Here is a 12,403-nt window from a genome sequence, read left to right on the forward strand (position 1 = left end):
TGCGCTGAACAAAAAGCAAAATTAAACTTAATCAAAATTCATCAGGGCAGCTAATGTTGGGCCGCCTGTTTTCCGTCCCTTTTGCAGCGTTTCAGCCATGAGCACTTACGACCCCGCCGCCCTCGAATGCCTTGCCGCCATCGTGGAGGAGGGCGGCTTTGAGCGCGCCGCCCAGCGCCTGAACGTGACCCAATCCGCCGTGTCGCAACGCCTGCGCGCGCTGGAGGCGCAGGTGGGCTCGGTGCTCATCGTGCGCAGCCGCCCGCTCAAGCCCACCAGCGCGGGGCAGTTGCTGCTCAAGCACACCAAGCAGCTGCGCCTGCTGCGCGCCGACCTGGAGCGCGACCTGCAGGAGCTGGCCCCCAGCGCCCCGGGGGGCTCACGCGAAGACGAGCGCATCTCCATCGCCATCAATGCCGACAGCATTGCCACCTGGGCCATGGGCGCGCTGCACGACCTGGTGCGCCAGCGCCTGCCGCTCGAAATCATCACCGACGACCAGGATTTCACCCAGGAATGGCTGCGCTCGGGCCAGGTGCTGGGCTGCGTCACCACGCTCAAGCAGGCGCTGCGCGGCTGCAAGATGGTGCCGCTGGGCGCCATGCACTATGTGGCGGTGGCCTCAGCCGACTTTGCCCGCAAGCATCTGCCCCATGGGCTGACGCCGCACAACTTTCGCGATGTGTCGTTTCTGTCGTTCAATCGCAAGGACGACATGGCCGCTGAATTCGTGGCGCGCACCTTTGGGCTCAAGCGCGTGGCGCTGAACCACCTGTTCGTGCCCAGCACCGAGGGGCAGATGCGCGCTGTGTCGGCAGGCTGGGGCGTGGGCGTGATGCCCGAGCTGCTGGCCCGGGGCCCGATTGCCGATGGCAGCCTGGTGGATTTGGTGCCGGGGCATTTCCTGCCCATCCAGCTGTACTGGCACTGCTGGAACCTGGAATCAGAACTGCTGGACGCACTGACGGAAGCCCTGAAGGCGACGGCGGCCAACACGCTGGTGACCTGAGCGGCTGGCCTGCACTGGCTCGCATCCGTACGCATGGGTCTGTCGGCGAAACGACGGTAAAGACGTGAACGTAGTAGTTGTAATGCAACTACTGCATTTGTTTTTTTACCGTAATGGATAAGATGCGTGCCATGTCGACGCCGCCCACCAAAGTTTCTTTCAAAGAGCAGATGCACCTCGCCCGCGAGGAAGCCATTCTGCAAGCCACCTGCCGCCTGCTGGGCGAAAAGGCGTATGACGCCATGACCATGGATGACGTGGCCAACGCGGTCGGCATCGCCAAGGCCAGCCTCTACAAGCACTTCAGCAGCAAGGAAGAGTTATGCAGCGCAGCCATGGTGCAGATTTTGGCGAGAGTGCGTACTTACCTTGATGGGCTTGCCGCAGAGATGCCACCCGTGGAAAAGCTGCAGGCGCTGGTGCGCTGGTCGCTGGAGCGGCTCATCACCAACGAGATGCCACTGCTGCCCAGCCGCAACTCCAGCCTGCGTGCCGTGCTCATGGCCAACAAGGATTACCTCAATGGGCTGGTCACTGTCAGCGACCAGATCGGGGAATGGATCGTGCAGGCCCAGGGCCAGGGCTTGATCAACCCCACCTTGCCGCCCCTGGTGGTGCTGTACACCCTGTACGCCCGCGCCTGCGATCCGGTCGTCACCTTCCTCAAGGATGGCGGCCAGTACTCGGACGCCGAGATCGTGGAGCTGGTGGTGCGCACCTGTTTTGACGGGCTGTCCGCACGCTGATCCTTGGGCCGCCGTCCGGTGGCTGCGTGCGCAAAAAAAAGCCCCGCGAGGGCGGGGCTTGGTGGGGCGCGGGGCCGTCGCTTAGCGAACGATCAGCAGCGGCACCTTGCAGTGGGCCAGCACTTGCGTAGTGACCGAGCCAACCACCAGCGTGGCCAGTGCGCCGTGGCCGTGGGAGCCCATCACCAGCAGGTCGAACTTGCCGGTGTCTGCCACCTTGGCGATGGTTTCGCCCACGGGGCCCACCTTGTACATGCACTTGGCTTCCACGCCATGGCGGCCGAGGAACTTGGCCACCGGCGCCATGATCTTGTCGGCTTCTTCAGCGTGGTAGCTGTCCACCACTTCCTTGCCCAGGGCAGCGCGTGCGCGGGTGGGCAGGGGCGACTGCACTGTCAACACCGTATAGCTGTGGCCGGCGCCCAGCAAGTCTTCGTGGGTGGCGAGATAGGCCAGCATTTTCTTGGTGTAGGCGCTGCCGTCGACAGCAAGCAGAATGTTCATGGAAAGCTCCAGGTTGATGTTGTTCAGACTAATGCGCGCAGGCGGTTGTTGTCTTGACCTGGGTCATATTTTTCGTCGTGCGCCGCCAAAAGACCTTCGTAGAAGTCAGAGGCCTTTGCTCCCGATCATACGGTGAGGCAGAGCTGACTCTGAAAGGTGGCCTGTTCCCCCTTGCGGGCATACCCCAGCGGGTTCGCCACCACCCGGCATTGCCAGGCTTCCTGGGTGGCTGGGTTGGTGCCGCTCACGGTGTAATCGCTGGGCGCATGCAGGTGGCCGTGCAGCCACAGTTGCGCGTGGGGCAGCAGGTGATCCAGTGCGTTGCAAAAGCCTGCGGTGCCGGGCACCAGGCCGTAGCGCGGGTCTGCGCTGCGCAGGCTGGGGGCGAAGTGCGTGACGGCCACGGTGGTCCCCGCGAACGGCGTGCTCAGCGCCGCTTGCAACCATTCCTGGCAAGCCAGGGCTTGCGCACGCATGGGTTCGGCCAGAAAGGGCTCACCGCTGCGGGTGCCGCCGGTTTTGCGCAGGTAAAAGTTGGCCGCCCTGAAAGCCTTGTCGCGCAGCTGCAGGCGCCGGGTGAGCGAGTCAGTCTGTTCGTGGTCGGCCAGCGCATCGAAGTCGCTCCAGAGCGTGGTGCCTACAAAGCGCACCTGGTCCAGCACCAGGGTTTCGCGTTCCAGCCAGGCAATGCCGAGCTTGTCGCAGGTACGCCGCAGCCGCTGGTGGGCTTCGTCAAAGTCCTGGGCGTCGTATTCGTGGTTGCCCGGCACGAAGAGCACGGGTGTGGGCCAGGCACCCCATTGGGGTAATGGAGAAAACCGGGCGAGGCCGAAATCTTCATCGCCCAGCTGGCCGCCTTCCTGGTAGGAACCAATGTCGCCCGCCAGCACCAGTACATCGGCGCCCGGTGCGGGCTCTGGCACAAAGTGGGGATGGGCTTCCAGGTGGAGGTCGGACAGCAGCTGAATCTTCATGGGTGCAGTGTAGGCCGTGAGGGCTTTTGGACAGGTTCTCAGGCGTGCTGTGGGCCTGCAGGTGTTGTCAGTCACGAAACATGCTGCGGGCTGATCGGGCCAGGGCATGCAGCAGCCACTCCATGGCCTTTTCCTGCGGCCCGCGTCGGCGCCACAGGGCATCCACGTGCACGGCAGGTACATTCAGCGGCAGGGGGCGTTGCACCAGTTTGTCGGCAATGCCCGTCACCGGGATGAAATGCCGTGGCAGCACGGTCAGCAGGTCTGAACCCACCACCACCCGGCCCGCCGTGAAGAACTGGTTGACGGTGATGACCACCCGCCGGGTGCGCCCGAGCGAGGCCAGCGCTTCGTCAATGAAACCAAACGGCCGGCCGGAAAAGCTGACCAGCATGTGCCGCGCTGCGCAGTAGGTGTCGAGGCTCAGCTCGCCCGTGGCCAGCGGGTGCCCCTGGCGCATTACACACATGTACTCGCCGTCGTACAGGCGGCGGCTGTCGTAGGCCACGGCCCCGCCCGATTGGGCGCGGGCAGTCAGGTCGGCCAGGGCTGCAGGGAAGTAGCCCACGGCCATGTCGGCGTACTCTTCGTCCAGCAGCCGCCGGGGGTCGCGGGTGGTGAGCGGCAAGACCCGCACGGAGATGCCCGGCGCCTCGCGTTCAATGATTTGCACCAGCGGCGGCACCAGCGTGGCGGCCGTCGCGTCGGCCATGGCCAGCACAAAGGTGGATGTGGCCGTGGCGGGTTCAAAGTTGCCGGGCGCCAGGGACTCCTGCAGCAGCGCCAGCGCATCGCGCACGCTGGGCCACAGTGCCAGCGCCCGGGGGGTGGGCTCCACCCCCTGGCCGCTGCGCACCAACAACTCGTCTCCCACCACCTCGCGCAGGCGGCGCATGGCGTTGCTCACGGCAGGCTGGGTGATGGAAAGCTTGTGCGCTGCCTTGGTCAGACTGCGCTCCGCCATCACTTCATCGAACACACGCAGCAGGTTCAGATCGAACGAGCGAAAGTTCAGTGGTGAGGTCATCTCTCAATCATCACTGATATGAATGTAAAAAATTCAAAATATAAATTTGAATAGATAAAGGGTAAACCCTAAGATTCACGCATTCGCCCGGCAATCTCGCCAAAAGCGTTTGAAAAGGGACTACCAAAATGACCAGCTTCGCACACGTTGATTACCCCACTGAACACCCTGGCGTGGTTCGCGCTGAAAACGCCGCCGCCGCCATCAAGGACATTGCACACAATTTCGACGGTGCGCGCGGTGCTGCTTCGTTGCTTCTGGCTGCGGTGGTTTCGGCGTTGATGGTGGTGGCCAACCAGGTGATCGACACCTGGAGCGAAGGCCACCTGCTGGCTGCCTGGGTGGTGCTGTGGGTGGTGGCGTTTGCCGCTTTGGCCCTGCTGACCCTGCCCGCACGCCGCATGGCCGTTGCCCTGCGCGCTGGCACCCAGGCTTGGGCTGAGCGCCGTCGCCGCGCTGCCGAAGACGCACGCACATGGCAAGTGGCGATGCAAGACCCACGCGTCATGGCTGAACTGAACCACGCCATGGGCATTGCCACCGTGCAGGACGTTCGCCGCTACTACTGATCCATCAGGAAGGGCAGCACCAACACTGCCACTTTCTGTAAAAAGCCATGGTCGCCTTGAGCGTCCATGGCTTTTTTCATGGGCCCGTGGAATCGAGCCGAAACGCCGAGGCCGGGTCTTCCCCATGGAGTTCAGCGCTGCCAGGATAAGGTTTCAATTTGCCATGAAAAAAAGCTGACCCACCGCATGGTGGGTCAGCTTTTTTGGCTGGGCAGCCCAACGCGGGCTGCCGTGTGTTGGCGGAGCTGCTTACGCAGACAAACGCTTTTCGAGTTGAGCCTTGGTGTCCAGCAGCGCTTGAGGGAGGTGGTACGCCAGCTGCTCGAAGTGGGCCGTGTGCAGCTTGAACTCTTCGGCCCAGGCTGCCTTGTCGATGCTGGTCACTGCGGCGAACTGCTGGGCGCTGAAGTCCAGACCCGTCCAGTTGATCTCGGCATATTGTGGCGCCACGCCGAACATGGTTTCCTGGCCTTGCGCCTGGCCTTCGATGCGGTCGATCATCCACTTGAGCACGCGCATGTTGTCGCCGTAGCCGGGCCAGACGAACTTGCCGTCTTCACCCTTGCGGAACCAGTTCACGCAGAAGATCTTGGGCAGGGTGTGGCCGGATTCTTCGAGCTTGTGCTCCATATCGAGCCAGTGCTGGAAGTAGTCGCTCATGTTGTAGCCGCAGAAGGGCAGCATGGCGAACGGGTCGCGGCGCACCACGCCCTGGGCGCCAAAGGCGGCGGCGGTGGTCTCCGAGCCCATGGTGGCGGCCATGTACACGCCTTCCATCCAGGTGCGGGCTTCGGTTACCAGCGGCACGGTGGTGGAGCGGCGCCCGCCGAAGATGAAGGCGTCGATCGCCACACCATTGGCATCGTCCCACTGGGGGTCGAGCGCCGGGTTGTTGGTGGCAGCCACGGTGAAGCGCGAGTTGGGGTGCGCAGCCTTGGCGCCGGTTTCCTTGGCGATCTGCGGAGTCCAGTCCTTGCCTTGCCAGTCGATCAGGTGATCGGGCAGCTTGCCGGTGTCCTTTTCCATGCCTTCCCACCACACGTCGCCGTCGTCCGTCAGGGCCACGTTGGTGAAGATCACGTCCTTGTCCAGGCTGCGCATGCAGTTGGGGTTGGTGTGCATGTTGGTGCCGGGGGCCACGCCAAAGTAGCCCGCCTCGGGGTTGATGGCGTACATCTTGCCGTCGGCATGGGGCTTGATCCAGGCGATGTCGTCGCCGATGGTCGTGACCTTCCAGCCCGCAAAGCCGGCCTCGGGCGGCACCAGCATCGAGAAGTTGGTCTTGCCGCAGGCGCTGGGGAAGGCGGCTGCCACGTGGTACTTCTTGCCTTCGGGGTTGGTGACGCCCAGGATCAGCATGTGCTCGGCCAGCCAGCCCTGGTCGCGGCCCATGGTGGAGGCGATGCGCAGGGCCAGGCACTTTTTACCCAGCAGCGCGTTGCCGCCGTAGCCCGAGCCATACGACCAGATTTCACGTGTTTCGGGGTAGTGCACGATGTACTTGACCTTGGGGTTGCAAGGCCAGCTGGTGGAGTCTTTCTCGCCAGCGGCCAGGGGCGCGCCCACGGTGTGCATGCAGGGCACGAACTCGCCTTCCACCCCCAGCACGTCGTACACGGCCTTGCCCATGCGGGTCATCAGGCGCTGGTTCACGGCCACGTAGGCGCTGTCGGTCAGCTCCACGCCAATGTGGGCGATGTGGCTGCCCAGCGGGCCCATGCTGAAGGGCACCACGTACATGGTGCGGCCCTTCATGCAGCCGTCGAACAGCGGCTGCAGCGTGGCGCGCATTTCAGCAGGGTCCATCCAGTTGTTGGTGGGGCCGGCATCTTCCTTCTTGGCCGAGCAGATGTAGGTGCGGTCTTCCACGCGGGCCACGTCCGATGGGTCAGACCAGGCCAGGAAGCTGCCGGGGCGCTTGGCAGGGTTGAGCTTCTTGAAGGTGCCTGCCTGCACCAGTTGGTCGCACAGGCGGTCGTACTCTTCCTTGGAGCCGTCGCACCAGTAGATGCTGTCGGGCTTGCACAGGGCTGCCATATCGGCCACCCAGGCCAGCAGGCGCGGGTTTTTGACGTAAGCGGGGGCGTTGAGATTCAGGCCCTGCATGGTGGGTGCGTTCATCGGGAGCTTCCTAAGTTGAAAAAACGGTTTTCCAAAGGAAGCGAACCGGGCGGTTCACGACGGCAAAGACCTGGCGCAATTGCGATGCTGAGCGCTGCCTTTGAAAAAACGGCTTTTCGACAGAGAGCTCCGCAAATGCCGCCTTCACAAGCACTTGCAGGCCCTGCGCCTGTGCTCAGTCGGCGGGCAGAACATGCGAAGGCCCCACGGGTTGGAGGCGTCTCCACGCATTCCGCGGGTCGGCTGGGATGACGATTTTATGAATCTGCCGCCCATTTGTCTGTCAGACTCGGGTCAAAACAATGCAAAAATTGCATGGGGTTATGCATCATGATTGCTGCCACCCCAGCAGGTCCTTGTCTTGATCAGCGGGCCAGAGTGGCGTTCCATCGCTCAAATCCAGCCTTGCGCAGGGCGCATGCGGGGCAGGTGCCGCAGCCGTAGCCCCAGGCGTGGCGCTCTTCGCGCACCCCGTGGTAGCAGGTGTGGGATTGCTCCAGCACGATGTCCACCAGCGTGTCGCCGCCCAGGGTGCGAGCCAGGTCCCAGGTCTGGGCCTTGTCCAGCCACATCAGCGGGGTCTCGATGGTGAAGCGCTGGCCCATGCCCAGCGACACCGCCACCTGCAAGGCCTTGAGGGTGTCGTCACGGCAGTCGGGGTAGCCGGAGAAGTCGGTCTCGCACATGCCGCCCACCAGGGTGTGCAGACCGCGCCGGTAGCCGACGGCCGCCGCCAGCTGGAAGAACAGCAGGTTGCGGCCCGGCACGAAGGTGTTGGGCAGGCCTGCAGCGGTCATCTGGATTTCGGTCTCGCTGGTCAGGGCCGTGTCGCTGATGTGGCCGAGCACGCTCAGATCCAGCATGTGGTCGTCGCCGAGCTTGCTGCTCCACTGTGGGAACTGGCTGCGCATGGCATCGAGCACTGCGTGGCGCGCCTGCAGCTCCACATGGTGGCGCTGGCCGTAGTCAAAGCCGATGGTCTCCACATGCGCAAACTGGCTCAGCGCCCAGGCTAGGCAGGTGGTGGAGTCCTGTCCGCCAGAGAACAAGACGAGTGCGTGGCCAGAGCGCATGGGAAATCCTTCCGAAAAAGCGGGGTGCAGACGAAAAAAAGCCCCGCAGTGCGGGGCTGGTGGGATGGGCGTGAGCAATGCCTCAGGCCATCTTGACGGCGATGAATGCCAGCAGGAACATCATGATGCCGCCCACCACGGGGAGCACCACGGGCATGGCGGAGACCACGTTTTCCACGGGGTCAGACGATGGCTCGGAAGAGTTGTGCGAGGTGTGATCCGACATGGTGATTGCTCCAATGCTGAAAGTTGGCCGATTCTAGCGGTTCTGCCACGGGGTTGCGTTGTGCCGCGTGGCGCTCACATGAGCGCGGCTTCCATACCGGCGGAGCGCAACTGGTCCAGCACCTGCTCGACGTGGGATTTGCCCCGCGTTTGCAGCACCAGTTCAATTTCCACATTCTGTGCGGCCAGCATGGTGAAGGCGCGCTGGTGGTGCACTTCCTCGATATTGGCGCCTGCGTCTGCCACCGTGGCGGTGATGCGCGCCAGCACGCCGGGCACATCGCGTGCGCTGACCTTGATGCGAGCGAGACGCCCCGAGCGCACCATGCCGCGCTCGATGATGGCGGCCAGCAGCAGTGGGTCGATGTTGCCGCCGCACAGCACCAGGCCCACGCGCTTGCCCTGGAAGCGTTCGGGGTAGCGCAGCAGCGCCGCCAGCCCTGCGGCGCCCGCGCCTTCCACCAGGGTTTTCTCAATTTCGAGCAGCATCAGCACGGCCTGCTCAATGTCGCCTTCGTCCACCAAAACCAGGTCGTCCACCAGGCGCTTGACGATTTCCTGCGTGATCTTGCCCGGCGTGCCCACGGCAATGCCCTCGGCGATGGTGGATGTGCCCTGCGGGTGGTGCGTGCCCTTCACCGCGTTGACCATGGCCGGAAAGCGCGCGGTCTGCACGCCGATGATCTCAATGCTTGGCTTGATCGCCTTGGCCGCCGTGGCCACGCCCGAAATCAGCCCGCCGCCGCCCACGGCGATGACCAGCGTGTCCAGGTCGGGCACGGCCTGCAGCATCTCCAGCCCCAGCGTGCCCTGGCCCGCTGCCACCGCCTCGTCGTCGTAGGGGTGCACAAACGTCAGCCCCTGCGTGTCCGACAGCATGTAGGCGTGGGCGCGGGCCTCTTCCAGCGTGTCGCCGTGCAGTACGACTTCGGCGCCAAATCCCCGCGTGCGCTCCACTTTCACGCCGGGTGTGAAGCGCGGCATCACGATGACGGCGCGCAAGCCCAGGCGCTGCGCGTGGTAGGCCACCCCTTGCGCGTGGTTGCCCGCGCTCATGGCGACCACGCCATGCGCTCGCTCTTCGGCCGTGAGCAGCGTGAGCTTGTTGCAGGCCCCACGCTCCTTGAACGAAGCGGTGAACTGCAGGTTCTCGAACTTGAGGAACACCTGCGCGCCCACGATCTGCGAGAGCGTTCTGGATTCCACACACGGCGTGTCCAGCACCTGGCCTTGTAGGCGCAGTGCGGCATCCTGGATGTCTTGAAGGGTGATCATGTGCGGCATTGTGGCAATAAATGTCGCACGGCGAGGTCCATTTTTGCGGTACACGCCTCACGCCTACATTCGCTGCAATGGCGGGTGGCGATGTAAAGTAACAAAGCGTATCGTCGCGAGACATTGCAGCAGCCAGGGCCGCTGTCCTGGAAAACGCCCGAGCACCAGGATTTTTTTGACCATGCACCCAGAACGCCAGCGCGAGATCCGCGAGTTGTTCGACGATTACATCGAGATGTACGCCGCACGGGACGACCGGCTCACCGCGCGCTTCAGCCAGAGCGTCACCGGCTACCCCGGCAGCGGCAGTCGGCTGATCCGTGACCGCGAGGAATGGGTGCGCATCACCCGGCAGGACTTTGCGCAGGTGCCGGGCCGCATCCGCATCGAAATGCTCGACCTTGCGCTGCAGGACCTCTGCGACGACGTCGTTGCCGCGACCGCCTGCTTCCACATCCACCTGCCCAGTGGCGGGCACCAACTGTCGAGGGAGGTGGCGCGGCTGGTGCTGATCTTCCGTCTGGAAGGTGCCGAGTGGCTGATCGTGCACTGCAGCTATTCCATCCCGTACCAAAGCGCGCAGGACGGCGAGGTGTTCCCCCTCCAAAGTCTGCAGGAGCAAAACAGCGCATTGCAGGCACTGGTAGCCGAGCGCACCCAGGCTTTGAACGAAAGCCTGGCCCTTTATCGCTTGCTCACCGAAGACGCCCAGGATGTGCTCTGGCGCACAGACAGCCGGCTCATCGTCACCTACATCAGCCCGGCAGACGAACGCCTGCGGGGCTTTCGGGCCGACGAGGTGGTGGGGCACTCGGTCTTCGAGATGTTCACCGACGAAGGTGTCGAGGTGATCAAGAGCATGCTTCGGCTCAGGGCGATGGAGGACGCGGCAGGCGGTACGGAGAGATTCCTGCGCTTCCAGGTGGAGCACCGCTGCAAGGACGGCCGCCTGATCTGGGGCGAGATGCTGTCCAAGCCCGACCGCAACGCGCAGGGCGAGATCATCGGCTACCACGGCATCACCCGCGAGATCACCGAGCGCAAGCGCCTGGAAGAACAGGTCCACCAGCTCGCCTTCCACGACCCCCTGACCCACCTGGCCAACCGCCGCCTGATGCTGGAACACCTGGAGCAGGCCATGTCGACCAGCAAGCGCAGCCAGCGCCATAGCGCCCTGCTGTTCCTTGACCTCGACAACTTCAAACCCCTCAACGACACCCATGGCCACGGTGTGGGCGATTTGTTGCTGATCGAAGTGGCCGAGCGCCTGAAAGCCTGCGTGCGCGAAGCCGACACCGTGGCCCGCTTTGGCGGCGACGAGTTCGTTGTGTTGCTGTGCGAACTGAGCACGCAACCCGGCGAGGCCGCCGAACAGGCGGTCGCCATCGCGGAGAAGGTTCGCACCCGCCTGGCCGAGCCCTACGTGCTGCAGTCCGCGCCCTCCGCCCCGGCCATCCGGCACGAATGCACCGCCAGCATTGGCGTGGCGGTCTTCCGTGGGCGTGATGAAAGCCAGAACGCAGTGATTGACCGGGCCGACGCGGCAATGTACCGGGCCAAGGAAGAGGGCCGTAACCGGATCCAGTGTGCGCCGGGCCCGGCCGCTGCGGGCTGATCTGCACATGGCGGGGGCACATGCCATGCGTGGTGGGCGTGTCAAAAATGATAGCTGCTGGCGCTTGCTGCATAAGCGCTAGAAGCCATTTTGATGTAAATCACTGCGCCGTGTGCATCAGCGGCGTCTTGTCGCTCACACCACCCGGTTCCACTCCAGCGCCCGGCTCTTCCAGTGCGCTTCGATGGTCTGCGTGAAGTCCGCGCGCACCAGTTTTGCGCGGTTTTCCAGCCAGTCAGCGTTCTCGCGCCGCACCACGATGCCTTCGAGGTGGCCCTGGCGGAACTGGCTGTCGTGGGCGTGCACCCAGTCGCGCAACTGGTCCAGTGTGACTTCGCCCGCGTACAGGCGCGGCACGGTCTTGAAGCCCATCTCTGCGGCCCAGGCGTTGCGTCGTCGCGCGGCGCGCCCGTGGCCAGCCAGGCGATGTGGGGGGTGTGGGGGAAGCGGAAGAAATCGGGCATAGATCCTCTTATTTTTGCGCGCCGCAGGGGCGGGTGTTTCTGGCGCCAGCGTGCCTGCAGCCAGTCGGGCAGCAGGTTTTCCACCTTCAGCCCCACGGCGTGCAGGGCCTGCTGGCAGTCGATCCAGTCGGTGTCGGCGGCGTTGGTAATCCGGGTGGCGTTGCCCGCGTCCAGCGCGGCCAGGGCGGCGGCCACCATCTTGCGGTCGGCCAGGTCGGTCATGCGCTGCAGCCAGTGCGACACGCTGCGCAGCACGCTGCCCTGGTGCTCGGACGGCAGCAGGGCGTTGGCCAGCAGTGCGTCGATGGCCTGGTGGCCGTCGCTGCCCACATCCCCCGGGGCGGTCTTGTTCCACACATAGTCGCGCTCGGGGCGCACGGCCCGAAAGCGCCGCGCCACGGTGGCCAGTTCCAGCGCCTGGATGGCCACGGCGCGGCTGCGCCGCGTGCCAGCACCGCATCAAAGCCGCCAAAGTGAAATTAGTCGTTGGCTTCGTCCCCGCCCAGGTTCAGGTGGATGGTGCGGTCGGGCGAAGCCACGGTCTGCTTGAGCAGCAGCAGGCTCTGCAGCAACGTGGACTTGCCCGACGAGTTGCTGCCCAGCAGCATGGTGACGGGCGCCAGCTGCACCGCGCCGCTGTCGCGCCAGGCATTGAGGTTCTGGCGATGGCGTTGGTCGATCATGGCGGGGCCATCTTACGGGGGGGGGGGCGGAATTTTGAAGAAAAATGGGCTCTTCTAGCGAATGCTAGTGTGGTGTCTCAAAAGTAATCATCAAATAATGGTACTCGCTGCCCGCGCC

13 protein-coding genes are annotated in these 12,403 nt (G+C 64.1%); 4 read left to right on the plus strand and 9 right to left on the minus strand.

Features of this window, described 5'->3' with window-relative positions; translation table 11 throughout:
* The first annotated feature begins 97 nt into the window (after window positions 1–97).
* Together AADJ04_RS07965 and AADJ04_RS07970 are read left to right on the plus strand one after the other, a co-directional pair.
* Window positions 98–1,009 carry a LysR family transcriptional regulator ArgP gene (locus AADJ04_RS07965; protein ID WP_341239284.1) on the plus strand — a complete coding sequence of 304 codons (912 nt, stop codon included), beginning with the start codon at window positions 98–100 and terminating at the stop codon, window positions 1,007–1,009.
* A gap of 131 nt (window positions 1,010–1,140) precedes the next feature.
* Entirely contained in the window at window positions 1,141–1,755 is a 615-nt protein-coding gene (locus tag AADJ04_RS07970; RefSeq protein WP_142085230.1) for a TetR/AcrR family transcriptional regulator, read from the plus strand.
* Between the two features lie 81 nt (window positions 1,756–1,836).
* Here AADJ04_RS07970 and AADJ04_RS07975 read toward each other — a convergent pair whose 3' ends face one another.
* From AADJ04_RS07975 to AADJ04_RS07985, 3 genes are all read right to left on the minus strand, one after another.
* Window positions 1,837–2,259, minus strand: coding sequence for a universal stress protein (locus tag AADJ04_RS07975; protein ID WP_198847867.1), 423 nt, complete (start codon window positions 2,257–2,259; stop codon window positions 1,837–1,839).
* A 125-nt stretch (window positions 2,260–2,384) separates the two neighbouring features.
* A complete protein-coding gene (locus tag AADJ04_RS07980; protein WP_341239285.1) occupies window positions 2,385–3,233 on the minus strand; it encodes a metallophosphoesterase in 849 nt (282 codons plus the stop codon).
* Between the two features lie 67 nt (window positions 3,234–3,300).
* The gene (locus tag AADJ04_RS07985) at window positions 3,301–4,260 is read right to left on the minus strand and encodes a LysR substrate-binding domain-containing protein (protein ID WP_341239286.1); all 960 of its coding nucleotides are present in this window, start codon (window positions 4,258–4,260) and stop codon (window positions 3,301–3,303) included.
* A 128-nt stretch (window positions 4,261–4,388) separates the two neighbouring features.
* Between AADJ04_RS07985 and AADJ04_RS07990 the strand changes: the two genes are divergently transcribed.
* Window positions 4,389–4,829 (plus strand): hypothetical protein, encoded by a 441-nt coding sequence (locus AADJ04_RS07990; protein WP_341239287.1) that lies wholly within the window; start codon window positions 4,389–4,391, stop codon window positions 4,827–4,829.
* A 249-nt stretch (window positions 4,830–5,078) separates the two neighbouring features.
* On the opposite strand, the gene AADJ04_RS07995 is transcribed toward AADJ04_RS07990, so the two are convergent.
* From AADJ04_RS07995 to AADJ04_RS08010, 4 genes are all read right to left on the minus strand, one after another.
* A complete protein-coding gene (locus AADJ04_RS07995; protein WP_341239288.1) occupies window positions 5,079–6,950 on the minus strand; it encodes a phosphoenolpyruvate carboxykinase (GTP) in 1,872 nt (623 codons plus the stop codon).
* Window positions 6,951–7,315: 365 nt separating this feature from the next.
* Window positions 7,316–8,023: a 7-cyano-7-deazaguanine synthase QueC gene (gene queC / locus AADJ04_RS08000; RefSeq protein WP_341239289.1), complete on the minus strand. Its 708-nt coding sequence runs from the start codon at window positions 8,021–8,023 to the stop codon at window positions 7,316–7,318.
* A gap of 82 nt (window positions 8,024–8,105) precedes the next feature.
* On the minus strand, window positions 8,106–8,249 hold the full coding sequence (locus AADJ04_RS08005) for a hypothetical protein (protein WP_167336948.1): 144 nt from the start codon (window positions 8,247–8,249) through the stop codon (window positions 8,106–8,108).
* Window positions 8,250–8,323: 74 nt separating this feature from the next.
* Window positions 8,324–9,523, minus strand: coding sequence for a threonine ammonia-lyase (locus AADJ04_RS08010; RefSeq protein ID WP_341239290.1), 1,200 nt, complete (start codon window positions 9,521–9,523; stop codon window positions 8,324–8,326).
* 181 nt (window positions 9,524–9,704) lie between these two features.
* On the opposite strand from AADJ04_RS08010, the gene AADJ04_RS08015 reads away from it, so the two are divergent.
* Window positions 9,705–11,138 carry a diguanylate cyclase gene (locus tag AADJ04_RS08015; protein WP_341239291.1) on the plus strand — a complete coding sequence of 478 codons (1,434 nt, stop codon included), beginning with the start codon at window positions 9,705–9,707 and terminating at the stop codon, window positions 11,136–11,138.
* A gap of 41 nt (window positions 11,139–11,179) precedes the next feature.
* Here the strand turns inward: AADJ04_RS08015 and AADJ04_RS08020 are convergent, their stop codons facing one another.
* Together AADJ04_RS08020 and AADJ04_RS08025 are read right to left on the minus strand one after the other, a co-directional pair.
* On the minus strand, window positions 11,180–12,031 hold the full coding sequence (locus AADJ04_RS08020; RefSeq protein WP_341239292.1) for a hypothetical protein: 852 nt from the start codon (window positions 12,029–12,031) through the stop codon (window positions 11,180–11,182).
* Between the two features lie 50 nt (window positions 12,032–12,081).
* On the minus strand, window positions 12,082–12,285 hold the full coding sequence (locus AADJ04_RS08025; protein ID WP_198847859.1) for a hypothetical protein: 204 nt from the start codon (window positions 12,283–12,285) through the stop codon (window positions 12,082–12,084).
* Between the last annotated feature and the right edge of the window lie 118 nt (window positions 12,286–12,403).

The sequence above is a fragment of the uncultured Acidovorax sp. genome, assembly GCF_964021665.1.
GTDB lineage: Bacteria > Pseudomonadota > Gammaproteobacteria > Burkholderiales > Burkholderiaceae_C > Acidovorax > Acidovorax temperans.

What these genes read in the sequence shown, in the direction of transcription:
- AADJ04_RS07980 (WP_341239285.1), bottom strand. Translation starts at nt 3,233, where the DNA reads ATGAAGATTCAGCTGCTGTCCGACCTCCACCTGGAAGCCCATCCCCAC.
- AADJ04_RS07975 (WP_198847867.1), bottom strand. Translation starts at nt 2,259, where the DNA reads ATGAACATTCTGCTTGCTGTCGACGGCAGCGCCTACACCAAGAAAATG.
- AADJ04_RS07965 (WP_341239284.1), top strand. Translation starts at nt 98, where the DNA reads ATGAGCACTTACGACCCCGCCGCCCTCGAATGCCTTGCCGCCATCGTG.
- AADJ04_RS07995 (WP_341239288.1), bottom strand. Translation starts at nt 6,950, where the DNA reads ATGAACGCACCCACCATGCAGGGCCTGAATCTCAACGCCCCCGCTTAC.
- AADJ04_RS08005 (WP_167336948.1), bottom strand. Translation starts at nt 8,249, where the DNA reads ATGTCGGATCACACCTCGCACAACTCTTCCGAGCCATCGTCTGACCCC.
- queC (WP_341239289.1), bottom strand. Translation starts at nt 8,023, where the DNA reads ATGCGCTCTGGCCACGCACTCGTCTTGTTCTCTGGCGGACAGGACTCC.
- AADJ04_RS07970 (WP_142085230.1), top strand. Translation starts at nt 1,141, where the DNA reads ATGTCGACGCCGCCCACCAAAGTTTCTTTCAAAGAGCAGATGCACCTC.
- AADJ04_RS08025 (WP_198847859.1), bottom strand. Translation starts at nt 12,285, where the DNA reads ATGATCGACCAACGCCATCGCCAGAACCTCAATGCCTGGCGCGACAGC.
- AADJ04_RS07990 (WP_341239287.1), top strand. Translation starts at nt 4,389, where the DNA reads ATGACCAGCTTCGCACACGTTGATTACCCCACTGAACACCCTGGCGTG.
- AADJ04_RS08010 (WP_341239290.1), bottom strand. Translation starts at nt 9,523, where the DNA reads ATGATCACCCTTCAAGACATCCAGGATGCCGCACTGCGCCTACAAGGC.
- AADJ04_RS08015 (WP_341239291.1), top strand. Translation starts at nt 9,705, where the DNA reads ATGCACCCAGAACGCCAGCGCGAGATCCGCGAGTTGTTCGACGATTAC.
- AADJ04_RS07985 (WP_341239286.1), bottom strand. Translation starts at nt 4,260, where the DNA reads ATGACCTCACCACTGAACTTTCGCTCGTTCGATCTGAACCTGCTGCGT.